The sequence below is a fragment of the Corynebacterium sp. HMSC064E08 genome (genome assembly GCF_001811805.1).
GTDB lineage: Bacteria > Actinomycetota > Actinomycetes > Mycobacteriales > Mycobacteriaceae > Corynebacterium > Corynebacterium jeikeium_D.
The window spans coordinates 156,218-182,420 of record NZ_KV806693.1 but is presented as its reverse complement, the minus strand read 5'-3'; the positions used below and the strand labels follow the sequence as shown (position 1 = coordinate 182,420).

At 59.3% G+C, this 26,203-nt stretch carries 23 protein-coding genes; all 23 read right to left on the bottom strand.

Features of this window, described 5'->3' with window-relative positions; genetic code table 11:
- Positions 1-2: 2 nt before the first annotated feature.
- The gene (gene pgk, locus HMPREF2820_RS02390) at positions 3-1,214 is read right to left on the bottom strand and encodes a phosphoglycerate kinase (RefSeq protein ID WP_070602596.1); all 1,212 of its coding nucleotides are present in this window, start codon (positions 1,212-1,214) and stop codon (positions 3-5) included.
- 110 nt (positions 1,215-1,324) lie between these two features.
- Complete coding sequence (gap, locus tag HMPREF2820_RS02385; RefSeq protein WP_048731894.1) at positions 1,325-2,329, bottom strand: type I glyceraldehyde-3-phosphate dehydrogenase; 1,005 nt, start codon at positions 2,327-2,329, stop codon at positions 1,325-1,327.
- Positions 2,330-2,512: 183 nt separating this feature from the next.
- A complete protein-coding gene (whiA, locus tag HMPREF2820_RS02380; RefSeq protein WP_049190810.1) occupies positions 2,513-3,511 on the bottom strand; it encodes a DNA-binding protein WhiA in 999 nt (332 codons plus the stop codon).
- A gap of 191 nt (positions 3,512-3,702) precedes the next feature.
- A complete protein-coding gene (yvcK, locus tag HMPREF2820_RS02375) occupies positions 3,703-4,650 on the bottom strand; it encodes a gluconeogenesis factor YvcK family protein (protein WP_070602594.1) in 948 nt (315 codons plus the stop codon).
- 23 nt (positions 4,651-4,673) lie between these two features.
- Complete coding sequence (gene rapZ / locus HMPREF2820_RS02370; protein ID WP_005510809.1) at positions 4,674-5,564, bottom strand: RNase adapter RapZ; 891 nt, start codon at positions 5,562-5,564, stop codon at positions 4,674-4,676.
- Between the two features lie 112 nt (positions 5,565-5,676).
- On the bottom strand, positions 5,677-7,725 hold the full coding sequence (gene uvrC, locus HMPREF2820_RS02365; RefSeq protein WP_048731878.1) for an excinuclease ABC subunit UvrC: 2,049 nt from the start codon (positions 7,723-7,725) through the stop codon (positions 5,677-5,679).
- Between the two features lie 29 nt (positions 7,726-7,754).
- A complete protein-coding gene (locus HMPREF2820_RS02360; protein WP_069358696.1) occupies positions 7,755-8,249 on the bottom strand; it encodes a PH domain-containing protein in 495 nt (164 codons plus the stop codon).
- A 2-nt stretch (positions 8,250-8,251) separates the two neighbouring features.
- Positions 8,252-8,734, bottom strand: coding sequence for a 6,7-dimethyl-8-ribityllumazine synthase (gene ribH / locus HMPREF2820_RS02355; protein ID WP_070602592.1), 483 nt, complete (start codon positions 8,732-8,734; stop codon positions 8,252-8,254).
- Entirely contained in the window at positions 8,735-9,997 is a 1,263-nt protein-coding gene (locus HMPREF2820_RS02350) for a bifunctional 3,4-dihydroxy-2-butanone-4-phosphate synthase/GTP cyclohydrolase II (RefSeq protein ID WP_016422725.1), read from the bottom strand.
- A gap of 11 nt (positions 9,998-10,008) precedes the next feature.
- Positions 10,009-10,596, bottom strand: a complete 588-nt coding sequence (locus HMPREF2820_RS02345; protein WP_016422724.1) for a riboflavin synthase — start codon at positions 10,594-10,596, stop codon at positions 10,009-10,011.
- 69 nt (positions 10,597-10,665) lie between these two features.
- Entirely contained in the window at positions 10,666-11,718 is a 1,053-nt protein-coding gene (gene ribD, locus HMPREF2820_RS02340; protein ID WP_070595264.1) for a bifunctional diaminohydroxyphosphoribosylaminopyrimidine deaminase/5-amino-6-(5-phosphoribosylamino)uracil reductase RibD, read from the bottom strand.
- A gap of 16 nt (positions 11,719-11,734) precedes the next feature.
- On the bottom strand, positions 11,735-12,403 hold the full coding sequence (rpe, locus tag HMPREF2820_RS02335) for a ribulose-phosphate 3-epimerase (RefSeq protein ID WP_070595266.1): 669 nt from the start codon (positions 12,401-12,403) through the stop codon (positions 11,735-11,737).
- Positions 12,404-12,414: 11 nt separating this feature from the next.
- On the bottom strand, positions 12,415-13,872 hold the full coding sequence (locus HMPREF2820_RS02330; RefSeq protein WP_070602590.1) for an RsmB/NOP family class I SAM-dependent RNA methyltransferase: 1,458 nt from the start codon (positions 13,870-13,872) through the stop codon (positions 12,415-12,417).
- The gene (gene fmt / locus HMPREF2820_RS02325; protein WP_070602588.1) at positions 13,873-14,847 is read right to left on the bottom strand and encodes a methionyl-tRNA formyltransferase; all 975 of its coding nucleotides are present in this window, start codon (positions 14,845-14,847) and stop codon (positions 13,873-13,875) included.
- Positions 14,848-14,941: 94 nt separating this feature from the next.
- Positions 14,942-15,445: a peptide deformylase gene (gene def / locus HMPREF2820_RS02320; protein ID WP_016422719.1), complete on the bottom strand. Its 504-nt coding sequence runs from the start codon at positions 15,443-15,445 to the stop codon at positions 14,942-14,944.
- A 60-nt stretch (positions 15,446-15,505) separates the two neighbouring features.
- Complete coding sequence (locus HMPREF2820_RS02315) at positions 15,506-17,542, bottom strand: primosomal protein N' (protein ID WP_070602586.1); 2,037 nt, start codon at positions 17,540-17,542, stop codon at positions 15,506-15,508.
- Positions 17,543-17,591: 49 nt separating this feature from the next.
- On the bottom strand, positions 17,592-18,809 hold the full coding sequence (gene metK / locus HMPREF2820_RS02310; protein ID WP_016422717.1) for a methionine adenosyltransferase: 1,218 nt from the start codon (positions 18,807-18,809) through the stop codon (positions 17,592-17,594).
- A 118-nt stretch (positions 18,810-18,927) separates the two neighbouring features.
- Positions 18,928-20,208 (bottom strand): bifunctional phosphopantothenoylcysteine decarboxylase/phosphopantothenate--cysteine ligase CoaBC, encoded by a 1,281-nt coding sequence (gene coaBC, locus HMPREF2820_RS02305; RefSeq protein ID WP_070602584.1) that lies wholly within the window; start codon positions 20,206-20,208, stop codon positions 18,928-18,930.
- Between the two features lie 27 nt (positions 20,209-20,235).
- Positions 20,236-20,514 carry a DNA-directed RNA polymerase subunit omega gene (gene rpoZ / locus HMPREF2820_RS02300; RefSeq protein ID WP_005510796.1) on the bottom strand — a complete coding sequence of 93 codons (279 nt, stop codon included), beginning with the start codon at positions 20,512-20,514 and terminating at the stop codon, positions 20,236-20,238.
- 117 nt (positions 20,515-20,631) lie between these two features.
- Positions 20,632-21,204, bottom strand: coding sequence for a guanylate kinase (gmk, locus tag HMPREF2820_RS02295; RefSeq protein ID WP_016422715.1), 573 nt, complete (start codon positions 21,202-21,204; stop codon positions 20,632-20,634).
- 5 nt (positions 21,205-21,209) lie between these two features.
- A complete protein-coding gene (gene mihF / locus HMPREF2820_RS02290) occupies positions 21,210-21,536 on the bottom strand; it encodes an integration host factor, actinobacterial type (RefSeq protein WP_016422714.1) in 327 nt (108 codons plus the stop codon).
- 421 nt (positions 21,537-21,957) lie between these two features.
- Positions 21,958-22,827 (bottom strand): orotidine-5'-phosphate decarboxylase, encoded by an 870-nt coding sequence (gene pyrF / locus HMPREF2820_RS02285; RefSeq protein WP_048731858.1) that lies wholly within the window; start codon positions 22,825-22,827, stop codon positions 21,958-21,960.
- A 1-nt stretch (position 22,828) separates the two neighbouring features.
- A complete protein-coding gene (carB, locus tag HMPREF2820_RS02280) occupies positions 22,829-26,188 on the bottom strand; it encodes a carbamoyl-phosphate synthase large subunit (RefSeq protein ID WP_069358701.1) in 3,360 nt (1,119 codons plus the stop codon).
- Positions 26,189-26,203 lie beyond the last annotated feature (15 nt).

The window sequence follows — 26,203 nt, the reverse complement described above, 5'->3', positions numbered from 1 at the left end:
ACTTAGTCTTCCAGGACGGAGACGCCCGGCAGAGTCTTACCCTCGAGGAACTCCAGCGACGCGCCACCACCGGTTGAGATGTGGCTGAAGCCCTCCTCGTTCAACCCCAGGGTACGTACTGCCGCTGCGGAGTCACCGCCACCGACGACGGAGAAGCAACCGTTGTTTGTGGTGGCATCGATGATGGCCTGTGCAACCTCGCGGGTACCAGCTGCGAAAGCCTCCATCTCGAACACGCCCATCGGACCGTTCCAGAACACAGTCTTGGACTCAGCCAGCACCTTGCCAAATGCCTCGGCGGAAGCCGATCCGATGTCCAGGCCCATCCAGCCTTCCGGAATCTCGGTGGCATCGACGACCTTGTTTTCAGCGTCAGCAGCGAACTTGTCGGCCACGACTACGTCGGTTGGCAGAACAATCTTGTCGCCGTAGCGGTCCAGCAGATCCTTACAGGTGTCAATCATCTCTTCCTGCAGCAGGGATGCACCAACGGCGTAGCCCTTGGCAGCCAGGAAGGTGAAGCACATGCCGCCGCCGATGACCAGGGAGTCAACCTTCGGCGCGAGAGCCTCAATAACGCCCAGCTTGTCGGAAACCTTGGAACCGCCGAGCACGACGGTGTACGGCTTCTCCGGGGTCTCTGCAACCTTGCGCAGAACCTCAAGCTCAGCCTGAACCAGGTTGCCGGCGTAGTGCGGCAGCTTCTTAGCGACGTCGAAGACGGAAGCCTGGGCGCGGTGAACAACACCGAAACCGTCGGAAACAAATGCTCCGTCCGGAACAAGTGCGGCCAGCTCGGCTGCGAATTCGGCGCGTTCTGCCTCGTCCTTGGAGGTCTCGCGCGGATCGAAGCGGACGTTCTCCAACAGGAGTACATCGCCCTCGGTCAGACCATTTGCGCGCTCGTGCGCGTCCTCACCGGAGACATCACCGGCGAGCGCGACGTACTGCTCCAGGCGCTCAGATAGCGCCTCAGCGACCGGGGCCAGGGAGAACTCGGACTTAACCTCGCCCTTCGGGCGACCCAGGTGAGCCATAACAACGACCTTGGCGCCGGCCTCGACAAGCGCGGACAGGGTGGGCAGCGAAGCATCGATTCGACCCGGATCGGTGATAACGCCGTCTTTCAGTGGGACGTTAAAGTCGGAGCGGACGAGGACGTAACGGCCTTCAATACCTTCGTTGATCAGGTCTTTGACAGTCTTAACAGTCATCTCAATGAAATCCTTGTGAAAGTGTGTAAAAAACGGGCCGTGGGTGGCGTGCCCTACTCAGGCGCAACCACCCCGGCCCGTTCGGGGTCTGGGATTAACCAGGTGAGTTATTAGAGGCGCTCACCGACGTAGACAGCCAGGTCGACGAGGCGGTTGGAGTAGCCCCACTCGTTGTCGTACCAGGAGACAACCTTGACCTGATCGCCGATGACCTTGGTCAGCGGTGCGTCGAAGATCGAGGAACGCGGGTCGCCCTCGATGTCCTTGGAAACGATTGGGTCCTCGTTGTAGCCCAGAACACCCTTGAGCTCGCCCTCAGCAGCTTCCTTGATGGCAGCATTGACGGACTCGACGGTGACCTCGCTCTTCGCAGTGAAGGTCAGGTCGGTGACAGAGCCGGTCGGGGTCGGAACACGCAGTGCGTAGCCGTCCAGCAGACCCTTGAGCTGCGGCAGAACCAGAGCGACTGCCTTTGCAGCACCGGTGGAGGTCGGAACAATGTTCAGTGCAGCAGCGCGGGCGCGACGCAGGTCCTTGTGCGGAGCGTCGTGCAGACGCTGGTCACCGGTGTATGCGTGGATGGTGGTCATGAGACCGCGCTCGATGCCGAACTTGTCGTCCAGGACCTTAGCCATCGGAGCCAGGCAGTTGGTGGTGCAAGAAGCGTTCGAAATGATGTTGTGCTTCTCCGGGTCGTAGTCAGTGTGGTTAACACCGACAACGAAGGTTGCGTCTTCGTTCTTAGCCGGAGCGGAGATGATGACCTTCTTGGCGCCAGCCTCGATGTGAGCCTTGGCAGCGTTGGCATCGGTGAAGAAACCGGTGGACTCAATGACGATGTCGACCTCGTGCTTGCCCCACGGCAGGTCCTTCGGGTCACGCTCAGCGTATGCCGCGATGCGCTTGCCGTTGACGGTGAGGGACTCATCGTCGTAGGTGACCTCTGCGTCAAGCTTGCCCATGATGGAGTCGTACTTGAGCAGGTGAGCCAGGGTCTTGTTATCAGTGAGGTCGTTTACAGCAACGACTTCCAGGTCAGCGCCTGCAGCGAGCAGGGAGCGGAAGAAGTTGCGGCCAATGCGACCAAAACCGTTAATACCTACACGAACCGTCACAATAATCTCCTTAATGGATTGGCGAATCGATGCCACTTGTCAGGGCGCTGATTGCGCTCCAACAGGTTCACTACAGAAGTGTACGTTGGGTTTTTCATTCGCGCAGCGGTGGTTTGGTGCGAAAATCCCAAATAAACGGAGATTTATCAAAAATTACGCACCTGACTAGGCATAACAGGTGCTTTACTCGTCAACTTCTTTGTCAAAAAGTTCGTCTGTAACGACTGCAGTTGTGGGGGGAATTCCGAGTTCGTTTGCTCTTTTGTCCGCCATGGAGAGCAAACGGCGGATGCGTCCTGCGACGGCGTCCTTGGTCATTGGCGGATTGGCCAGCTGCCCAAGTTCTTCCAGTGAAGCCTGCTTGTGCTCGATGCGCAGCTGTCCTGCAGACACCAAATGGTCTGGTACATCGTCACCGAGAATCTCTAAAGCACGCTCTACTCGCGCTGCTGCAATAACGGCCGCACGAGCCGAGCGCCGCAGGTTGGCATCGTCGAAGTTTGCCAAGCGGGTGGCCGTCGCTCGCACTTCACGACGCATACGCTGTTCTTCCCACTGCAGGCGAGTAGTCTGGGCTCCCATTCGCGTCAGCAGCGCACCGATTGCATCGCCCTCCCGGATGATTACGCGATCGCCACCGCGGGATTTATTCTCCTTGCTCTTAGCCGTAATTCCGAGCCTACGAGCACATCCCACCAATGCGAGTGCCGCTTCAGCAGAAGGAGCAGTGACTTCCAAAGCTGAGGAACGCCCCGGCTCAGTCAGTGAACCATGTGCCAAAAAAGCACCCCGCCATGCAGCTTCTTGATCAATTTTCTGCCCCATGATCAGCTTGCGTGGTAGCCCACGTACGGGACGTCCTGCAGAGTCAATCAGGCCAGTTTGCCTAACGACGAGCTCCGCGCCATCGGTTACCCGCACGATGTACTTCGAGGTCTTTCGCAAGCCACCGGGAGACAAGACATTGAGGCTGGCTTTGACATCGTAGAGTTCGGCCAGCATGGAGCGCAGGCGGCGTGCGACAGCGCCGGAATCCAACTCAGCCTCCAGCACAATCGAACCTGCCACCAGGTGGAGTCCTCCTGCGAAGCGGAACAGGGTCGCAATCTCCGCTGCCTGAGCGCTTTCCTGCGAAACTGACACGCGGGCTAGTTCGTCTTTGACCTTCGCCGTCAATGCCACGATGCTGTCCATCCTCATTTCATGTGTACGAGCTGGGTTTGGGCCTGGTTAATCTAGGTGAAATTAACCCCATTTGAGCTTTAGCAATAAACCTCAAGGATAGTATCCGGTACCAATCGAGTGGCAATTAGTTGATTGTCTGTTGCATCCTCGCAGGAGAGTGCATAAAAACCCTCGATTGGCCGGACGCTTTAGAGGAACTGACGAAGTGCGACAGCTAGTTTCTCCGGCGAATGCCGACCCGTCAGAGCTCCGTGGTCATCAACTTCTTGCACATCGGCGAAGACAACCTGCGCGTCTAGGCTATCCGCCGCTCGCTGCAGGTATTCTCGTTCGGTATCCGCGAGCGGCGTGTTGTCGTCGACAAGCACGTAATTGAGCTTCAAATTAGGTGCGTGCTGCGTGAGCATGTGGATGTGCCGTTCGGAAGAAAAACCGGCGGTCTCCCCCGGCTCGGCGACAAGATTCAGCACCACCACGGTTGTGGCCTTGGTTTCTTGCAGAGCGTCCCGCAGCCCGGGCACCTGCAGATGTGGCAGAACCGAAGTGAACCACGAACCCGGACCCAGCGTCACCAAATCAGCATTGAGGATAGCTTCAATGGCCTCCTCGGATGCCGGCGGAGTCTCAGGAATCAGCCGGATTCGGCGCACCTGGCCAGGCGTCGTGGCCACAGCGACCTGGCCACGGACTTGGCGCACGACGCGGGCATCCTGCTCCAGGCCTACGACTTCGGCCTCAATCTCTAGCGGGATTGGCGACATGGGCACGACGCGACCCTGGATTTGCAGCAACCGGCCGATTTCGTCAAGGGCGTCGACTTCATTTCCCATCACACTGGTGAGTCCAGCGATAATCAGATTGCCAATCGCATGCCCTGCCAGTGCGCCAGTTCCGCCAAAGCGGTGCTGCAGTGTCTTTTCCCACAGATCGCCTTTTTCCGTATCTGCGGAAAGCGCGGCGAGTGCCATGCGAAGATCTCCAGGGGGAATCTGCCCCAGCTCACGACGAAGGCGACCCGAGGATCCGCCATCGTCGGCAACAGTGACCACCGCAGTGACATGGTCCGCAACCTGACGGTCAGCTCTCAGCGTGGCAAATAGACCATGACCGCCACCCAGACTGGTAATTGATGTCAATTTCTACACCTCCACGAAAACCGCTAGTTGCGGTCAATATCGCGGTGGACGACGTTGACGTTGATCCCGGAAACTCCCTCGAGCTTCTTAGCCAGCGCCTCCGACATGGCCACACTTCGGTGATGGCCTCCGGTGCATCCCACAGCGATAGTCATAAAACCCTTGCCCTCACGGCGATACCCGGGCAAAACCAATTCAATCAAGTTTGTGACGTTGTCCAAAAACCCCTGAGACTCAGGTTGGGACAGCACGTAGTCGGCCACGGCTTTATTGGTACCGCGGCCCGCACGCAGCTCAGGTACCCAATAGGGATTGGGGAGAAAACGGACGTCGAAAAGCATGTCGGCATCGCGCGGCGCACCGTGCTTAAACCCAAAAGATTCGATGGTGATCTGCTGAATCTTGCTAGCGGTATCCGACAACTGATGCTCTAACTCACGGCGCAAATCGTGCACGCTCATGTCAGAGGTATCCACTACTAAATCCGACATGCCCTTTATTGGCAGCAACATCTGACGTTCAGCGGCAATACCCTGTGAAAGCGTGCCATTTTCCTGCAGCGGATGGGTGCGGCGGACAGAGTCGTAGCGAGCGATGAGGGTGTCGTCGTTGGCATCAAAGAAGATGACATAGGGCTGGCGCCCCTCATTGCGGAGTCCGTCGAGCACCTCCCCCAAACTGCCGGCGAACGCGCGCGAGCGCACGTCGGTGACGATAGCGAGGCGCTCTACTGGAGAGTCCGCTTCAAACGACAACTCGACCATGCGCATAATCAACTCCGGGGGCAGGTTGTCTGCGACATACCAGCCCATCTCCTCCAAGACGCTGGCGGCCGTATTGCGTCCGGAACCGGACATGCCGGTAATCAACACAAGTGACTTTTCAGCCTGAGGGGAATAACCCGAAGTAATCATGCCATCACTCTAATACAATTCCGCCCAACCGCTCTCGGTTTTACTAGCGGAAGTAAACCCCCTAGCACTGTTTCAAGTGCGGTTTTAGCCACTTGTTTACCTACTTCTACGCCTACTCTCCCGGACCGACATCCGAGTTTGGCTCTGACGACTTCTCGTCTGGATGGAGGTAATCGTAAACAGTTTTCGCGAGCATCGGCCCGAAACCAGCCACTTCTTCGATCTGCTCGACGCTGGCCTTCTTCAGCGCCGCAACGGAACCAAAGTGCTTGACCAACTCACTGCGGCGTGCTGGCCCCAGCCCCTTAATGCCATCAAGCACCGACGAGCGCATGCGTTTAGAGCGCTGCTGACGGTGATAATTAATGGCAAAGCGGTGCGCCTCATCACGAATTCGCTGGATTAGGTACATCGCCTCCGAATTGCGCGGCAGAATGAGCGGCTCATCATCGTCGGGAATCCACAGCTCTTCTAAGCGCTTGGCAATTCCCACCAACGTCACATCGGTGACCTCGAGTTCATCGAGGACCGCCTGTGCGGCTGCGACCTGCGGTGCACCACCGTCGACGATGAACAACTGTGGCGGGTAGGCAAACTTGCGGTTACTCCGCGACTGCTCATCGACGGCATCAGTCGTCTCTTCGACGAACATCTCGCTTGCATCATCGGGCATGGCGAGCTTGTCCTCGTTATGGCGCAGAAAACGACGGCGCACCACCTCAGCGATAGAACCGACGTCGTCCGAGCGACCGTCACCCGCTGCATCTTTGATTCGGTAGCGGCGGTAGTCGGACTTCTTGGGCAATCCATCCTCGAAGACCACCAACGAGGCCACCACATCGGTGCCCTGAATATGCGAGATGTCAGTGCACTCGATGCGCAGCGGCGCTTCATCCATAAATAGCGCGTCCTGGAGTTCGGAGAGAGCCTGCGATCGAGTAGTTAGATCTCCACTTCGCTTTAGTTTGTGCTGGCGTAGCGCTTCAGCTGCATTTTTCTGCACGGTCTCCATGAGCGTCCGTTTGTCACCGCGTTGTGGGACGCGAATATCTACATTGGTGCCACGAATATCGGCCAAAAATGCAGTAACCTCGTCAAGATCGTCGGGCGTGGCCTGGACGAGAATTTCGCGTGGCACAACCTGGGCGGCAGTGGTCGATTCATCGCCGTCTACATCCGCGTGCTTGGCGGCGTCGCCATAGAACTGTGTCAGGAACTGCGTTAGCAGCCCACCCAAGCTGGGGTCGGTCTCTCCCTCTCGAAACTCCGTAGTCGCGTACTCGCCGGACTTCTCCACTACCCAGCCGCGCTGACCGTAAATACGTCCTGCCCGAACATGGAAAATCTGCACGGCCGCTTCCAGTTCGTCGGTTGCTAGCGCAATAAAGTCGGCATCAGCGGCGTCGGAAAGCACGACCGACTGTCGCTCCATGACCTTGTCGATGGCACCGAGGTTGTCGCGCAGACTAGCGGCGCGCTCGAAGTCTAACTCGCCGGCAGCGTCCTCCATTTCCTTCTTTAAGCGCCTGGTGACCGGGCCCGTATTTCCCGACATGAAGCTGGTAAAACCACGGACAATTTCGCGGTGTTCCTCGGCACTGACACGGCCGACACAAGGCGCCGAGCATTTGTCGATATAGCCGAGCAAACAGGGCCGCCCCAGGGCCTGCTGCCGGTTGAAGACTCCCTTTGAACAGGTGCGGGCCGGGAAAACTCGCGTAAGCAAGTCGAGCGTTTCTCGGATAGCCCACGCGTGTGAATAGGGCCCGAAATAACGCACGCCCTTCCGGCGCGGTCCTCGGTAGAGAAAGAGCCGAGGATACAGCTCGCCGACGCTGACGGCCAACATCGGATACGACTTATCGTCGCGGTACATCACGTTGAACCGCGGATTAAAGCGCTTGATCCAGGTGTACTCCAACTGCAGCGCTTCGACCTCATTGTGGACGACAGTCCACGTCACCTTCGAAGCGGACTGCACCATCTGCCGGGTGCGGGGATGCAGCCGAGTTAAGTCCTGGAAATAGTTAGACAAACGCGCACGGAGATTCTTCGCCTTGCCGACGTAGAGAACGCGCCCGGTTGAATCGAGAAAACGGTACACCCCCGGCTCCGTGGGAATGGTGCCGGGGGCGGGACGGTACTGAGAAGGGTCAGTCACTTACGGTGTCCTTAAAACGTGTCCTTGGGTTAGTCCTCCGGCATGAACTTGTCTTCAAGTTCACGGAACCGGCGGATGTCTTCCACGACGCGGCTGCCGTCGGCTGACTGAATCGCGAGCATCGGCACAAACTCAAAGTCCGGCAGCTCCAAGCGAGCCCAGCGGGACTTCTTTGGAAAACTCAGGCCGTAGATATCGACCCACGGGTAGAACTTCGCATTGAGTAGATTGCGGACTTCCACGCCCCTGGCATTGACGCGAACGCGAGCCCGAGTCAGCAGCAGGATCACCCCGGCGATGATCAAACCAATCATCGGGAAAGCCAGCTGGTCAATAATGGTCACCGAAGCTCCGGTGTTACCAAAGTCCACCACGATACCCATGAAGATATGGATAGCGAAGACCACAACTGCAGCGATAATCGCCCACAGACGCAGCTTTTGCGAGGTGATTTCCAACAGCCATTTGTCTTCGCTACCGGTGTCGACGGCAGTCGAATTGCTGTGGCGTTCGGAGTTACCCATTCTTACTCAGCTCCACCTTCACGAAGGGACTTCAACACTGCGACGGTATGCAGCGCTGCGGCCATGGCCTCGCGACCTTTATTCTCCGCGGCGCCCTCACCGCCGGTACGATCAATTGCCTGCTGTTCAGTGTTGCAGGTCAACACACCATTGCCAACTGGCGTTTCACAGTCCAGTGCGATCCGCGTCAGGCCCTCAGTCACCGAGTCGCAGACATAGTCGAAGTGTGGGGTACCACCGCGGATAACACACCCCAGCGCCACCACGGCGTCGTGAGTTCGCGCGAGCTGTTGCACCACAACCGGAATCTCCAGAGCACCGACGACAGTCACATCCGTGACTACAGCGCCGACCTCCTCGGCCTGGGACAGCGCTTCACGACGAAGCTGCCCAGTAATCTCCTCGTTCCAGTGAGAGGTGACCAGACCGACGGTCACACCAGTGGAATCGGGAACGGAAATTTCAGGAAGACCTGCGCCACTCATCTACTGTGCTCCTTCTGTCGAAATGCCGTGGGTCTCCATGTACTCATCCAACCAAGGAAGTTCATGGCCCATGCGTTCGCGCTTTGTCAACAAGTATTTCAAGTTATCCTCGTTGACCTCAACTGGCACCGGGACTCGGCGGCTCATCTCCAACCCATATCCGCCTAGGCCGGCACGCTTGGTCGGATTGTTCGTCAGCAGCGCCATAGTGGTGACTCCAAGATCCTGCAGAATCTGTGCACCAGTGCCGTACTCACGTGCATCCGACGGCAAACCGAGCGCAAGATTGGCATCAACGGTGTCAGCGCCTTCATCTTGCAAGTGGTAGGCCTGCAGCTTCGGCATCAGACCAATGCCTCGGCCTTCGTGACCGCGCATGTAGAGGATGACGCCACGCCCCGCTTCGTGAACCATGCGCATGGAGTTGTGCAGCTGCTGACCGCAGTCGCAGCGGCGAGATCCCAGTGCGTCGCCAGTGAGGCATTCGGAGTGCACACGCACGAGGACGTCCTGACCATCGTTGGAAGACACATCCCCCACAACGAGAGCGACATGCTCAACACCGTCGATAAGGCTCCGGTACCCAATGGCACGGAACTCGCCGTAGTCGGTCGGCAGCTTGGTTTCGACAACGCGTTCAATCAAGTGCTCGTTGTGGCGACGGTATTCGATCAGCTGCTCAATGGAGATCAGCGCTAAATCGTGCTTGTCGCAGAAGCGACGCAGTTCCTCCGCGCGCGCCATACCGGTCGGGTCTTCCTCGGAGACAACCTCACACAGCACGCCAGCAGGACGAAGCCCTGCCAGGCGGGCGAGATCGACCGCAGCCTCGGTGTGGCCGGCACGGACGAGGACGCCACCATCGCGAGCTCGCAACGGGACCACGTGTCCTGGTCGGGTGAAATCGTGCGGGCTCGACGTGGGGTCAGCCAGAGTACGAATGGTGTTCGCACGATCTGTGGCGGAAATACCGGTCGTACCGGTGTTGGCATCCACGGTCACTGTGTATGCGGTACCGCGGGCATCCTCATTCTCTGACACCATCGGTGGCAAATTCAGACGCTCGCAGTCCTCGGCGGTCAGCGGCGCGCAGATGTAACCAGAGGAATAGCGAACCATAAAGGCAACAAGTTCAGGCGTTGCCTTCTCGGCGGCGAAGATGATGTCGCCCTCGTTCTCACGATCTTCATCGTCGACGACGACCACGGCCTTACCGGCTGCGATGTCCGCAATGGCCCGCTCTACAGAATCGAACTTAATCACAGTCTTGTAGCTTATCTTTCCAACATTTTCTCGACGTACTTGGCTAGCACATCGACTTCCAAATTGACCTTGGCGCCTACCGCGGTCGAACCAATAACGGAGTCCGTCAGCGTCGTCGGTATCAGGCTGACTTCAAAGAACCCCTCGCCTACTGCAGAGACGGTCAACGAAGTACCATCCACGGCAATTGAGCCCTTTTCCACGACATACTTGGAGAGATGCTCCGGCAGCGAAATCCGCACTACTTCCCAGCGCTCCCCTGGCGTGCGCGAAATAACCTCGCCGGTGCCATCGACATGTCCCTGCACGATATGGCCGCCGAGGCGTTGACCCACTGCGGTTGCACGTTCGAGGTTGACCTTGGAGCCGACCTCAACCTGGCCGAGGCTCGACCTATCCAGAGTCTCTTGCATGAGATCAGCGGTAAAGAAATCATCGCCAAACTCCACGACGGTCAAACAAACACCATTGACAGCAATGGAATCACCGTGGTGCACGTCGTCAAGCACGGTGGTCGCGCGAATGGTCAGAGTAATGGAATCGGCTTCGCGGTGGATTTCGCGAATTTCGCCGAGTTCCTCAACAATTCCCGTAAACATAGTGGTCAGGAAAATCCTTTACCGTTTGTTATAAATTGAAAGATTTTTACAAAATTAACTCTAGCCGGTCTACCCGCGATCTTTGCCACTGCGGAGTGCCGTAATCAAAATGTCATCCCCCAGAGTCTCGACCGCGACGGTGCGGAAACGGGAGATGTCAGTGATGGTGGTCTCATGATTGGCCGATGTCACCGGCAGACCAGCTCCGAGAAACGCCGGGGCAATGTAGGACTCAATCGCGTCGACAGCATCGGCTTCCAAGAAAGCGCTGGCGAGCCGTGGGCCGCCTTCTACCAGGACGTCAATAAGGCCCATATCCGCCATTGTCTCCAGCGCCACTTCCACATCGTGAGTGCGAATGTGGCGGAAGTTATCGCCGCAGATATTCGCATCGGCAGCAACCTCCGAGGTGCCAATCGCGATGCGCAGAGGTTGCGTTGACAGCTCCTCGCCGTCTGGTGTGCGCGCGGTCAATCGCGGATTGTCAGCGAGCACTGTTCCCGTTCCGACGACAATCGCTTGCCGACGTGCACGATCGATATGTACCCGTGCCCGCGCCTGCTCCCCCGTAATCCACTGCGAGGTGCGGTCGGTAGCGGCGGCGAAACCATCCAGCGTGCCCGCCGTCTTCAGCGTGATGTGTGGGCGCCGAGAGCGCTGCCAGTGTAACCATGGACGCAGATAGCCATCCGCCACACGATTGCGTTGGAACTCCTCGACCACGTCGATTCCCTTGTATCGCAACCACTCGCTGCCGCCAGCGGCCACGGGATTAGGATCGGCGACCGCAAATATGACGCGGGAAACACCGGCTGCCGCAAGTGCCTCGGTGCACGGTGGTGTACGGCCGATATGATTGCACGGCTCTAGTGTGACCACTGCAGTACCGCCCTGAGCTCGTGCCCCCGCCATTTCCAATGCCTGTGGCTCTGCGTGTCGCCCGCCTACAGGCTCAGTTCCGGCCACACCGACCGCAATCCCTGCGGTATCGAGGATGACGCAACCAATCGGTGGATTGGGATAGGTGGTGCCTCGAACTCGCTGACCGGCTTCTATGGCCAATGCCATAGCTTGGGCGTCAGTCAACGGCTGTGCGGAGACAAGATCCGGAAACTGTGCCACCGTGCTTCACCGCCGTCTACTTAGTTGCAGCAGCAGTTGCCAGTGCGCGCAGCTCATCAACAGCAGCCGCACGATCTTCAGTGCCGAAAACGGCCGACCCTGCAACGAAGGCGTCGCAACCAGCGGCGGCAGCGGATTCGATGGTCTTGGCGGAGATACCTCCGTCAATCTCGATCAGAGTATCCAGACCTTCGGCATCAATGCGCTGACGCAGCTTCTCGACCTTGGCTAGCTGATCCGGCATAAAGGACTGGCCCCCGAAACCGGGTTCGACACTCATGACCAGCACCTCGTCGAATTCGGCGAGGTGATCCAGCCACGGCTCAATTGGGGTACCCGGGCGCAGCGAGAACCCGGCCTTCACGCCCTGGGAACGAATGTGGCGTGCCAGTGCGATGGCATCGTCGGCGGCTTCCACATGGAAAATAACGGAGCTCGCCCCCGCCTTAATGTAGGTGTCGACCCACTTCTCCGGGTTCTCAATCATGAGATGGACATCCAAGTACTTGTCCGTCACCGCAGCTACGGCCTCCAGCACCGGAGCGCCGAAAGACAGGTTGGGAACGAAGTGGCCATCCATGACGTCGATATGTAGCCAATCTGCATTCGCTACAGCCTCAACCTCGCGGTCGAGGCGAGCGAAGTCAGCAGCGAGAATGGACGGGGCAATAATTGGTGCGCTCATAACCTCTGAGCCTAGTCGTTCTTGCGCAAAACTGAGAAGAACATCGCATCGGTACCGTGGCGGTGTGGCCACATCTGCACAGATGGATACGGTCCGACATCGGTCATCGGCGTTACCAGCTCGTGTGCCTTCAGCTCCGTCACCGGCAATTCCGTCACTGCCCTATCGACAATGCCCCTGGTTTCACGCAGATGCGGAGAACACGTGGAATAGACGATGATGCCACCCGGCCGTGCCAGACGCACAGCTTCACTGAGCAGTTCAAACTGCAGCGCAGTCAAGGAGTTCAGATCGGACGCCGACTTCCGCCAGCGCGCTTCCGGGCGACGGCGAAGCGAGCCCAAACCAGAGCACGGCGCGTCTACCAAAATGCGGTCAAAGCCTGCCTCCAGCCCGGTATCGCGACCATCCGCAACCGTTACAGTCACTGGCAGCCCGGCCGTGGCCTTCTTCACCAGTTCTGCGCGAGTCGCAGATACCTCAACAGCATCGAGCTTCGCGCCCTCAATAGCAGCGATGCCACCGATGAAAGCTGACTTACCACCGGGGCCGGAACACAGATCTAACCAGCGGCCGCTGTCTTCACCGGCAACGGGTGCCATGGTGACGGCACGCGCAATGAGCTGAGAACCCTCGTCCTGCACCGCAGCCAAGCCCTGTCGGACCGGCTCCAATTCTCCTGGGGCACCGGAATCCAAGCGCACGCAGTACGGCGACCACGGTCCCTCTTCACCGCCGGTAATCAGTGCCAATTCCTCAGCCGTAATCTCGCCCGGACGAGCGACCAAGTGCACCAACGGGCGCGCATCGTCGGCAGCGAGTGCCTGCTGCAGCTCACCGGCTTGTGCACCGAGTGCGCGGGCAAACTCCATCGCAATCCAGCGCGGGTGGGCATGCTTCATCGCTACGTAGCCAATCGGATCGGTCGCAGGATCCGGCGCAATCTCAGCCACCCATTCGTTTTCGGTCTTCGAGGAAACCTTCCTCAAAATGGCATTGACAAAGCCGCGCGCACCAGGTCCCGCCACCTTCGCCACTGCCCGCACCGAGGTATCGACCGCAGCGTAGGCGTCGACGCGCGTACGCAGCAGCTGGTACGTGCCCAGGCGCAACACATCCATCACCGGTCCAGCAATATCGCTTAACGGGCGTGACGACGATGCCTCAATCACGGCATCCAACAGGCCTTCCGCCCGCAGTGTGCCGTACGTCAGCTCCGTTGCAAAAGCAGCATCCCGACCCTTGAGCTTGTGTGCCTTCAGCAACTTGGGCAGCAGCAGGTTCGCGTAAGCATCATTCTCGCGAACGTCGGCTAGTACCTTCAGTGCGACCTTGCGCGGCTGGTCAATGCCACCGCGATTGTCCCCACCTCGGTTGTCACGGTTACGGTTGCGGTCATTGCGGTTCTGTCCGCTGCGGTTGCCGCGCTGCCGTCCGCCACCGGTGTGGCGGGGTTTGTCGTTGCCCATTTACTCGCAGACCTTTCCGCCGGGTTGGCTACCTCGCGCCCAGTCGGACGCATCCATCATCTTCTTACCCTGTGGCTGCACCTTCACCAGCTGCACATAGCCATCGGCACAACGCACAGATACTCGGTGCTTCTCCACTACCAACTCACCCGGTGTGGCGGCTGCCGCCTCCGGAGCAGCTGCCTTTCGCACCTCGTCGACCGCGGCGCTGTCCTCGTCGGAAAGCGGGGTGAGCTCTCCGACCTTCAAACGTGCACCGTCGAGAGTCGTCCACGCACCTGGGGCAGGCGTGAATGCACGAGCGCGGCGGTCAAGAAGATGACGCGGCTGAGTCCAAACGATTCGGGCATCCTCCGGCCCGAACTTAGCGGCGTAGCTGACATCCTGTTCCGGCTGAGCGGTCGGACGCAACGCACCGGCTTCGATGCCGTCCATGGTGGCAGCTAGGAGATCCGCGCCGGAGTATGCCAGGCGGGTCAAGAGGTCGTCGGCATTATCAGTCGGGCGAATCGCTTCGGTGACGGTACCGAAAACTGGTCCGGTATCCAGGCCCTTTTCAATCCGGAAGGTACTGGCACCCGTGACCTCGTCGCCAGCGGCGATAGCTGCCTGCACCGGCGCGGCACCTCGCCAAGAAGGAAGCAGCGAGAAATGCAGATTGACCCAGCCGTGCGTCGGTACATCGAGCAAATCCTCCGGCACGAGATTGCCGTAGGCGACCACCGGGATGCAGTCGGCATTTAGTTCGCGGATTTGCTGTTGGATCTCCCCATCGCGCAGGGTCGTCGGGGTGAGCACGGGAATGTCGTGTTCCAAGGCCAGAGCCTTCACCGGCGAGGGCGAAAGCGACTTGCCGCGGCCACGGCGGGCATCGGGGCGAGTGAGAACAGCGACGATGTCATGACGGGAGTCTTCGAGCAACTTCTTCAGGGCAACGACAGCAGGTTCCGGGGTTCCGGCAAAAATCAGGCGCACAGTAAGTGGATTCCTTCCTGGTGGACCTAGTTGTTCTAGTTAATCTAGTGATGAAACTCGGGGCGCCACACCCAGGGGGCTAGGCGCAGGTGAGTTAACCGCGGTTGAGGAACCAGTCCTGCTCACGCAGAGAACGCATCGCGGTCTTGCGCTCGTCGCCCTCGAGACGCTTCAAAAACAGCACACCGTCCAGGTGGTCGCTTTCATGCTGCACGCAGCGAGCCAGCAAATCATCAGCTTCGAAGCTCACCGGTGTGCCGTGGCGATCCTGGCCAGTAACGCGCACACGTGCGTGTCGAGTCACGGGTCCATTAATACCCGGGATAGATAGGCATCCTTCGATTTCGTGGACAGTCTCGTCGCCGATGGCTTCCCATTCCGGATTGACGATGTGCCCGCGGGTGCCATTGCAGTCGTAGACGAAAACGCGCTGCAGCACACCGACCTGGTTTGCCGCGAGCCCGACGCCCTGTTGCTCGTCCATCGTGTCGAACATGTCATCAATCAGGTGCGACAGCGTCGCGTCGAAATCAGTGACGGTATCCGCCTTGGACAGCAACACCGGATCGCCGAAAAGACGTACCTCACGAACTGCCATGAACTTAGAGCCTCCAAGAAAACTGGTGTGAATCAAGCGATAACGCGCTCATTTTAGCAGCTAGCCGAAATTAATCGGATCGACGACAACGCGCACCGGCGTCGGGTCCTTCCTGGTCGCTCGAACGACCTGTGCTGCCTTCAACGCCGCTCCCACCGCCCGTGCTTGCCGACGGTCACAGCGCACCAACATCCGCTGAATAGGTGTACCCGGTTCCACGCCTGCTGGTGGTCTGGCGTTGCGGGGAAGGTCTACCGGCCCCAGGATTTCCGCGCCCGATGGAACCTCCAGGGACTCCATGAAGTTACGCAGGCCCTCTTCAGTCCCGTCCACCGCTGCCACGTGAAAGGCCGGAGGCAGAGCGGCGGCTGTACGGTCGGCCAATTCCCTGTTCGCAGCGCCTACCGCGTCCCATGCCAGAAGATCGGCCACAGTCGGGACTGCAGCATCCGCATCGATAACCACTGCCCCTCCTCGCTCCCGCGGTCGCGCAAGCGTGACAGCTCGAGACCAATGCGCATAGGCCTCTTCATGAGCGCGCAAGTCCTGCCGGCCGAGCATCGCCCAAGTGTCCAGCAGCATCACTGCACCGTAGCCCTCCGGCGCATAAGGCTCGGCTCCCGGCGTGGCCACCACGACCCTCGGGCCTTCGGGAATGTCGTCAACAATCCGTTCGCCAGAGGAAGCGACGACTGGGAATGGACTGAAAATACGACCAAACTCTTCCGCCGTACGTTCACTGCCGACCACGACTGGCCGAATCTTGGTGGAACCGCAGCTATGGCAACGGTGGTGGATGTCGATGCGGCCACACCACCGACAGGTCGGCGGCGCCGGATCGTCCGGGTTATCGGACGGTGGAATTCCCAGTGGACCGTTACACCAGCGACAGCGCGCAGGAGCACCACAGGAACGACACGACAATGTCGGTACATATCCCTTGCGGGGTACCTGGACCAGAATCGGAAGCTCTTCGCGCAGCGCGGCTTTTGCCCGTCGAAAAGCGATGGCAGGAAGGCGTCCCCTACTGACGTCATCCGGGTCTTCGGAAGTGTCCGTGGAGGCAATCATCTCCGGCATGGACTCAGCCAAGGCGTCGGCGCCTGCGACCAGATTGTGCGCCCAACCTGAGGAGACCAGCAGCTGCACTTCGGCTGTACGGCTATACGACGCAAAAATGAGAGCGCACCCCTCCTGCGCACTTCGCGTGACCAGCACCTCGCGAGAGTGGACGTAGGGTGCGCGGGGGTCTACGAGGTTGTCATCGCCATCATCGACAATCACTGCTAAACGCAGATTCTGCACTGGGGCGTACGCTGCCGAACGCGTGCCGACGACTATGCGCCCCTGGCCGTGCAGGATATCCAGGTACCGGCGATAGCGGGACTCGGGCCCGAGACCAGCCCCGAGAACAGTGAGCTGACGGGCAGAAATGAGCTCGCGAAAAGCGCTCTCGAAGCGCGCCTGCGTGCGTGCGTCCGGCACAATGATGAGAACACCGCCACCATCGCGGGCGACCGAAACGCTGAGCGCGGCGAGCATGGCTGCCACCTGTTCCCCTGGAACTGGCTGCCACGCTGCGCGTGCCGGGGCGCCCTTGCGGACGGAATCGACAAAGGATTCGCCGAAGACATAGTTGCCCCACGCGGAAAGGTCCGGATCCTCGGTGGCAAGCTTTCCCAATTCCTCCCACGTCGGGGGCATGTTCTCCTTGCGGGCACGTTCGGCCCGTGCATGACGGGTTGGGATGGCGGATCGAATGATGTTTGAGCGTGTTGCGCCGTAATACTCCGCCAGAGAATCCACTAACCGTCGAAGCTGCGGCGGATAGACAACCTCAGAGCTGATGACATCCTTGAGATAGGACAGTTTGCCGTCGTGAGTGGGCGTGGCACAGCGCTCCAGCACCAGCGCATTGACCAATTGGCCGTGGAATCGAATCCGCACCCGGCAACCGACAACCGCTTCCTCCGCTAGCGCGCGCGGAACCAGGTAATCGAAGGGGCGATCCAACTGCGGCAGCCCCAAAAGTGGAAGCACCCGCGCGACAGGCAGCTTCTCAGCTGCGGCGGCGGGTGCGAAAGGGGCGTCGGTCATAGAGTCTTACTCTACTTCCCCACCCCAGGGTCATGCTGGCGGGTGGTGTTTATCCCAGGCCAGCGGCTGCGCGGAGCTCTTCAACACGGTTGAGTTGCTCCCACGGCAGGTCCAAGTCAGTTCGGCCGAAGTGACCGTAGGTGGAGGTCTGCGCATAAATCGGGCGCAGCAAGTCCAGGTCACGAATAATAGCGGCCGGACGAAGGTCGAAGACCTTGTTGATAGCCTCGCGGATGGCGTCGTCTGAAACGTGACCGGTGCCGAAAGAGTCGACGTAAAGGCCTACCGGGCGAGCGCGGCCGATAGCGTAGGCGACCTGAATCTCCAGGCGGTCAGCCAGACCCGCAGCCACGGCATTCTTCGCAACCCAACGGGTGGCATAAGCGCCGGAGCGGTCCACCTTTGACGGGTCCTTACCCGAGAATGCGCCGCCACCGTGGCGAGCCATACCGCCGTAGGTGTCGACGATAATCTTGCGGCCGGTCAGGCCGGCATCGCCCATCGGCCCACCGATTATAAATTGGCCAGACGGGTTGACCAGCAGCTTCAATTCATCGGTAACAAAGCGCTCGCGCAAGTTAGCGTCGTCGAGCACCCAATCGACTACGTGAGTCTTAATCTGCTCGGTAATCCACTCCTGGGTCACATCCGGGTCGTGCTGCGTGGACACCACAACAGTGTCCAAGTACACCGGGTTATTGTCTTCGTCGTAAGCGAAGGTGACCTGAGTCTTACCATCCGGTCGAAGCGATGGGACGATGCCTTCCTTGCGTACCTGCGTCAAGCGGCGAGCCAGGCGGTGTGCCAGCGCAATCGGTAGCGGCATGTACTCCGGAGTTTCGTTGGTAGCGTAGCCGAACATCAGCCCCTGGTCGCCAGCGCCCTTGAGATCTTCTGCTTCGACTTCGCCATCAGAGCTGCGTGCTTCCAGAGAAGTGTGCACACCGTCGTGAATATCTGAGGACTGCTCACCGATCGAAACGGAGACGCCGCAGGTCTTGCCGTCAAAGCCCTTTTCAGAAGAATCGAAACCGATCTCCTTCAGTCGACTCCGGACAATACCGGGGATGTCAACGTAGCTCTTCGTGCGAACTTCGCCAACAACATGGACTAAACCGGTAGTCACCACAGTCTCAACGGCGACCATCGATGCAGAATCCTGCGCGAGCATAGCGTCAAGGATGGAGTCCGAAATCGAGTCGCAAATCTTATCTGGGTGCCCCTCGGTAACAGATTCACTGGAAAACAGCCGAAGATTAGAGGCCACGAGCAGTACAACTTTCTTCTAGATCATTTCCCCACGCCTGCGGTGTCGCTGCGGCGTGGGTTTTCGTTTGATTCGATAATTATAGACCAAGCGGTTCAGTCGCCGTAGTAGGCACCGGCTACTCCGCTGGCTGAGGTTCCTGTCGCAGCTCGGAGACTGCATCCAAAATCGAACCGGCTACCGAGAACTTTGAGCCTCGCGGCACGTCCCACTGCTCGCCATCGAGAGACAGCAACCATCCGACATTGTCCGGCGCACCAAAAGTTTGCCCACCCGAGACGTCGTTACACATAAGCAAATCGCAGCCCTTGCGCACAATCTTCTGCTTCGCAAGCTCGAGCGGCGTCGTCGTCTCGTCGCCGGTCTCAGCTGCAAAGCCCACCATCGTCGTGGTTGCCGGAATCTCGCCCGCTTTACGACGCTCCACAGTGGTAGCCAGAATGTCAGGGTTTTCTACGAGCTGGATGTTGCTTAAAGCGTCGTCTGCGACGCCCTTCTTCATCTTGGCCCCAGCGGTCGATGCCGGACGGAAGTCGGCGACGGCAGCGGCAAAAATGCAGACATCGGCCAACTTGGAGTGTTCGTGGGCGGCCTCGGCCATCTCCAAAGTGGAATCAACCTTTACAACATTCGCGCCCAGCGGTGTCGGCAACTGATCTGTATGTCCTGCCACCACAGTGACCTGAGCGCCACGCTGTGCTGCCATCTCAGCTAGCGCGAAGCCCTGACGCCCTGAGGAGTGGTTGCCGATAAAACGTACCGGGTCGATAGCCTCACGGGTGCCACCGGCAGTAATCATGAAGCGCACGCCCTCGAAGTCGCGGCGGAAGTGGCGCGGATTCTCGACTGCCGCTAATGCCAGTGAAACTATCTGCTCTGGCTCTGGCAAACGACCTGGACCGGTGTCCTTACCAGTCAAACGGCCATGGGCCGGATCGAGGACAATAGCGCCATGGCGACGAAGAATCGCGACATTATCCCGCGTAGCTGGATGGTTCCACATCTCGGTGTGCATGGCAGGGGCCAGAACCACCGGGCAGGTCGCCACAAGCAAAGTTGCGGTGAGAAGGTCGTCGGCACGCCCGTGTGCGGCACGCGCCATAAAGTCGGCAGTCGCGGGAACCACGACGACGAGGTCGGCCTCCTGCCCCACCCGGACATGCTGAACTTCATCGACTGCGTCAAAAACCGTAGTCGACACCGGGTTCCCCGACAGCGCCTCGAAAGTAGCCGCACCTACAAAGTTCAATGCGGACTTGGTGGGAACGACGCGAACATCGTGACCGAGTTCCTTGAAGCCACGAACAACGTGTGCGGCCTTATATGCAGCGATGCCGCCGGCAACCCCGACGACAACCTTTAAACATTCGGATACGTCAGCATTACCGGCGGCATGCATACAGATATCTCCCCTTAAGGAAATGCTCTAGCCCTCAGTGTGGTCCAGCAGACCAGCGTTGATTTCACGAAGAGCGATGGACAGAGGCTTCTCAGCGACCCCCGGAGTAACCAGCGGGCCAACGTACTCCAGCATGCCTTCGTCAATCTGCTGGTAGTAGTCATTAATCTGGCGTGCACGCTTGGCAGCGAAGATAGCCAGAGCGTACTTCGAAGAAGCCTTACCAAGCAGCTCATCGATCGGCGGATTGGTAATACCAATTGGCGGGTCGAACACTGCCTCGGTGGCGGTATTTTCCTGGGTCACGAGAAATCTTTCCTCAATAGAACGTGAGTTACTGGGGTGACAATAGGAACCGTCGTAGCAATAGAAACACCATTGCTTGGAAACGATTTCTACTATCGATGATGTGGAGTCGCCCTGTTACTTGCCAGTAGTCAGCGCCCGAGCGATGGCCGCCACAGCATCATCGACATTGTCGTTGACAACAACCTCATCGAATTCGTGCTGAGCATCCATTTCCACTCGCGCGGTTTCCAGGCGACGCTTGACTTGCGCCTCGGTTTCCGTGCCACGACCAGTGAGCCTGCTGACGAGAATCTCCCAGCTTGGCGGAGCCAAGAACAGCAGGTGAGCATTCGGCGCTACCTTACGGATGGAGCGGGCTCCCGCCAGATCCACCTCAACGAGTACCGGACGTCCCTCGGCGAGAGCTTTATCCACCGGGCCACGCGGCGTACCAGAACGCTGCAGACCACCGTGGATTTCAGCCCACTCGAGCATCTCTCCTGCATCAATATGCTGTTGGAACTTCTCCGGGGTTACGAAGAAATAGTCGCGGCCATCGACCTCACCCGGCCGTGCGGCGCGGGTGGTCATGGAAACGCTGAAGTACAGTCCGGGAACCTCGGCACGGAGCCGACTGACAACAGTGGATTTTCCCACACCGGCAGGGCCGGCGAGGACTACCAGCTGACCGTTTTCATTCCCGGCCACTGCGACTAGTCCTCCACTGCGTAGCCGAAGCGCTCCAGCAGAGCGCGACGCTGACGGTCACCCAGGCCACGCAGGCGGCGGGTCTGAGCAATCTCCAGGTCATTCATGATGTCCTGTGCCTTGACCTTGCCGACCTTCGGCAGAGCCTCGAGCAGAGCGGAGACCTTCATCTTGCCGATGATCTCGTTCTCGTCAGCCTGCTTGAGAACCTCTGGCAGGTCGATAGCGCCACGCTTCAGCTTGTCCTTGAGCTCTGCGCGTACCTTGCGGGCCTGAGCTGCCTTCTCGAGTGCTGCTGCACGCTGCTCCGGGGTCAACTGCGGAAGGGCCACGTGTTCCTCCGTAAAAATAGATTGGTTAGCTTCTTATTTACTTGCACGAGCCTCGCGTCCACCAAGGGCAGGCAACGACACCGTGCTTAACGATTGGAGACCGTACCGCACTTACCGGTTGTTGAGGCAAATGCTGACGGGGTGTCGATAAAAATGACACCAGGGCTTTATCCGCCCTACCTTTCGGTCGTGGTCAACCAACTCCGGCGATTGTAGCACCGTTTGCCCAGGAGAATGGAAATTGACCACGGTTTTTGTACGAAATCTCCCAGGAATCGTCACAGTAACTTGCCTATACCTACTCCGCCGCCACCTGAGGCTCATTAGGAAAATCTCGGCAGCTAGGTACGGAAGAAGCCCGCAGGGGCACCTGTTCTATGAGGTGCGCCCTGCGGGCTTCTTCCAAATCGTCGATTCGCTGCTACCTCTCGGATAGGAACGGAGCCGCAGCTTCAATAGTTGCGCGCCGCAGCGCAGCAGGATCAGGCCCAGCGGAGAGAATTGCACGCGAAATATTTGGCAGTGCAAGCCCCTTGGATTCCCCTGCCAGACGATCTACATCGGCCGGGGTTCCACCCTGAGCTCCCACACCGGGCATGAGAATGGGACCGCGCAGGTCACTGAGCACCGGGGCGTCGTCAAGCGTTGCGCCAACAACAACGCCGATGCTGCCCGCCTTTGCACCAGCGTCAATCTGGCGGGCATTAATAGCGGCTGCCTGGTTGACCATGGTCTGAGCCAAACTCTCACCCGAAACCGTCGCCTTCTGTACGGACGCACCTTCCGGATTGGACGTTGCGGCCAGCACGAACAGGCCGCGTCCGTTCTCCAACGCCAACGAAACCGCCGGATCAAGAGCACCGAACCCAAGGTACGGAGATACCGTCAGTGCGTCGGCGGCTAGCGGCGAGCTATCCGACAGCCAGGCATCAGCGTATGCAGCCATCGTCGAACCGATATCGCCACGCTTGGCATCTGCAATCGACAGCGCACCGGCGTCCTTCAGATCCGCCAACGTCCGCTCCAGGACGGCAAAGCCCTTGGAACCGTAGGCTTCGAAGAACGCCACCTGGGGCTTGACGACGGCAACGATGTCACCGAACGCCTCGACGCATGTGGCGGCAAAGCGCTCTAGACCGTCAGCCGAATGCGGTAACTGCCAGGCATCCAGCAGCCCCGGGTGCGGGTCGATGCCCACGCAGAGCCGACCGCGCTCGGCGACAACCTCGCTGAGGCGATCGCCGAAACCTTTGACTGTCCGCACTGCGGAACCTTCAGCTTTCGCGGTCATGTTAGGCCTGCTCCTGAGCAGCCAACTCTGCCGGGTGGAGTTCCTGCAGAGCCTTAACGCTCATCTCACCGTTGCGCAGTGCCAGAATGCCCTGCAGTGCGGCGACGGCCCCCTGAGCGGTGGTCACACAAGTTACGCCCTGGCTCACAGCAGCAGCGCGAATCTCATATCCGTCAGAGCGTGCGCCAGCAGAACCGGACGGGGTGTTGATAATGATGTCAACCTCACCGTCGCGAATCATGTCGACGATGTCGCGCTCGTCCGTCGGCGCATCGGAATCAGTCGTACGCTTTGCGACGACCTCACACTCAACACCGTTGCGGCGCAGCATACCGGCCGTACCCTCCGTTGCCAGGATGCGGAAGCCCATATCCGCCAGCGTGAGGATCGGGAAGACCAGAGTGCGCTTATCGCGGTTGGCCAGCGAAACGAAGATCGTGCCCTCGGTCGGCAGCTCACCGAAACCGGCCAGCTCGCCCTTGGCGAAAGCGGCACCAAAGTTGTCGGCCAGGCCCATGACTTCACCGGTGGACTTCATCTCCGGGCTCAGCAGACTGTCGAGAGCGCGGCCCTCGAAGTCGCGGAAGCGGTTGAACGGCAGGACCGCTTCCTTAACCGCGATCGGAGCGTCAGCAGGCAGAGAGCCGCCGTCGAAGTTGGACGGAATCATGCCCTCTTCGCGCAGTTCCGCGATAGTATCGCCCATCATGACGCGGGACGCGGCCTTAGCCAGCGGAACCGAGGTTGCCTTGGAGACGAACGGTACGGTACGAGATGCACGCGGGTTGGCCTCGATGACGTAGAGCGTCTCGTCCTTGAGTGCGTACTGAACGTTCATCAGGCCCTTGACACCGATGCCGTGTGCCAGTGCCTTGGTGGATTCACGCACCTTGTCGATGATGCCTGCAGACAGAGTCATCGGAGGCAGGGCACACGCGGAGTCACCGGAGTGAATACCGGCTTCCTCGATGTGCTCCATAACGCCGCCGAGGTAGACCTCCTCCCCATCACACAGTGCATCAACATCAATCTCGATGGCGCTGTCCAGGAAGCGGTCAACCAGTACCGGGTGCTCATTGGACAGCTCGGTAGCGCGGTTGATGTAGTCCTCCAGAGTGGCCTCATCGTAGACGATTTCCATGCCACGGCCGCCGAGGACGTAGGACGGACGGACCAGCACCGGGTAACCGATACCAGCGGCAACCTGGCGAGCTTCTGCGAAGGAGGTGGCGGTACCGAACTCCGGCGCCGGCAGCTTGGCCTCAGCCAGCACCTTGCCGAACTCACCGCGGTCCTCAGCCAGGTCGATTGCCTCTGGGCTAGTGCCGACGATCGGAACGCCTGCGGCCTGCAGACGCTCCGCCAGGCCCAGCGGGGTCTGGCCACCGAGCTGAACAATGACGCCTGCGACCTTTCCGGACTGGCTCTCAGCGTGGTAGACCTCGAGGACATCCTCGAAAGTCAACGGCTCGAAGTAGAGGCGATCTGCGGTGTCGTAGTCGGTGGAAACCGTTTCCGGGTTGCAGTTGACCATGACGGTCTCGTACCCAACCCGGGAGAGCTCGAGCGCCGCGTGGACACAGGAGTAGTCGAACTCAATACCCTGGCCGATGCGGTTAGGACCGGAACCGAGGATGATGACCTTTTCCTTTTCGGTCTGCGGGGCGACCTCGGACTCAGCAGCCGGGTCCAGCTCGTATGCCGAGTAGTGGTACGGAGTCTGTGCTTCGAACTCGGCGGAGCAGGTATCGACAGTCTTGAATACGGGGTGGATGTTCAGGCGCCAGCGCAGCTCGCGCACGCCGTCTTCCCCGGCCAATTCCGGACGCAGCGCAGCAATCTGGGCGTCGGACAGTCCCCAGTACTTAGCCTCACGCAGCAGGTCGGAGGTCAGCACCGGAGCGTCGATAAGCTCCTTGCGGATATCCTGCAGGTTTTCCATCTCGGCGATAAACCACGGATCCAGGCCGGAAGCTTCGTGGATCTGCTCGATGGAAGCACCCAGACGCTGAGCCAGCTCAACGTCGTAGATGCGACCTTCAGTCGGACGCTTCAGGTCCTCAAGGACAGCGTTGACATCGCTTGCGCGCTCACCTGCGAAGTCCTCATCCGGAACAGTCCAGAAACCAGCTGGCTTGTTCTCCAGCGAACGCATAACCTTACCGAGCGCGCCGATGTAGTTACGGCCGATAGCCATGGCCTCACCGACGGACTTCATGGTGGTGGTCAGCGTATCGTCAGCACCTGGGAACTTCTCGAAAGCAAAGCGTGGAGCCTTGACAATCACGTAATCCTGCACCGGCTCAAACGCTGCCGGGGTTTCACCGGTGATGTCGTTGGTGATCTCATCAAGGGTGTAGCCGATAGCCAGCTTGGCAGCAATCTTTGCAATCGGGAAACCAGTTGCCTTGGAAGCAAGCGCCGACGAGCGGGAGACGCGCGGGTTCATCTCAATGGTGATGATGCGGCCGTCATTCGGGTTGATGGCGAACTGGATGTTACAGCCACCGGTGTCAACGCCGACCTCACGCAGAATTGCGATGCCCTGGTCACGCATGGTCTGGAACTCGCGGTCGGTCAGAGTCATCGACGGAGCGACAGTCACCGAGTCACCAGTGTGGACACCGAGGGCATCAACGTTTTCAATGGAGCAGACCACGACAACGTTGTCGTCGCCATCGCGCATGAGCTCGAGCTCAAATTCCTTCCAGCCGAGGATGGACTCCTCGATCAGAACATTGGCCTCGGGCGATGCGGCCAGGCCGCCACCTGCAATACGGTCGAGGTCTTCCTGGTTGAAGGCCAGACCGGAACCCAGACCGCCCATGGTGAACGACGGGCGCACAACGACCGGAAGACCGAGCTCTGCAACAGTCTCATGGACTTCTTCCATGTTGTGGCAGACGCGGGAACGAGCGGATTCGCCACCAATCTTGGCGACGATGTCCTTGAACATCTGGCGATCCTCACCGCGCTGAATGGCCGGAATATCAGCACCAATCAGCTCGACATTGTACTTCTCCAGAATGCCCTCGCGGTCCAGCTGAATGGCTGCGTTTAGTGCAGTCTGGCCACCGAGAGTTGCCAGGACAGCGTCAATCGGGTTGCCCTCTGCAGCTTCCTTGGCCAGGATCTTTTCGATGTACTTGGTCTCAATCGGCTCGATGTAGGTGGAGTCTGCGAACTCCGGGTCGGTCATAATCGTTGCCGGGTTGGAGTTAACCAGCGTGACTCGCAGGCCCTCTTCGCGCAGCACGCGGCAAGCCTGGGTGCCGGAGTAGTCGAACTCGCAGGCCTGACCGATAACAATCGGGCCGGAGCCGATAACCAGTACGTGGTTGATGTCTGTACGACGTGGCATGGTGTTAGGTCCCTT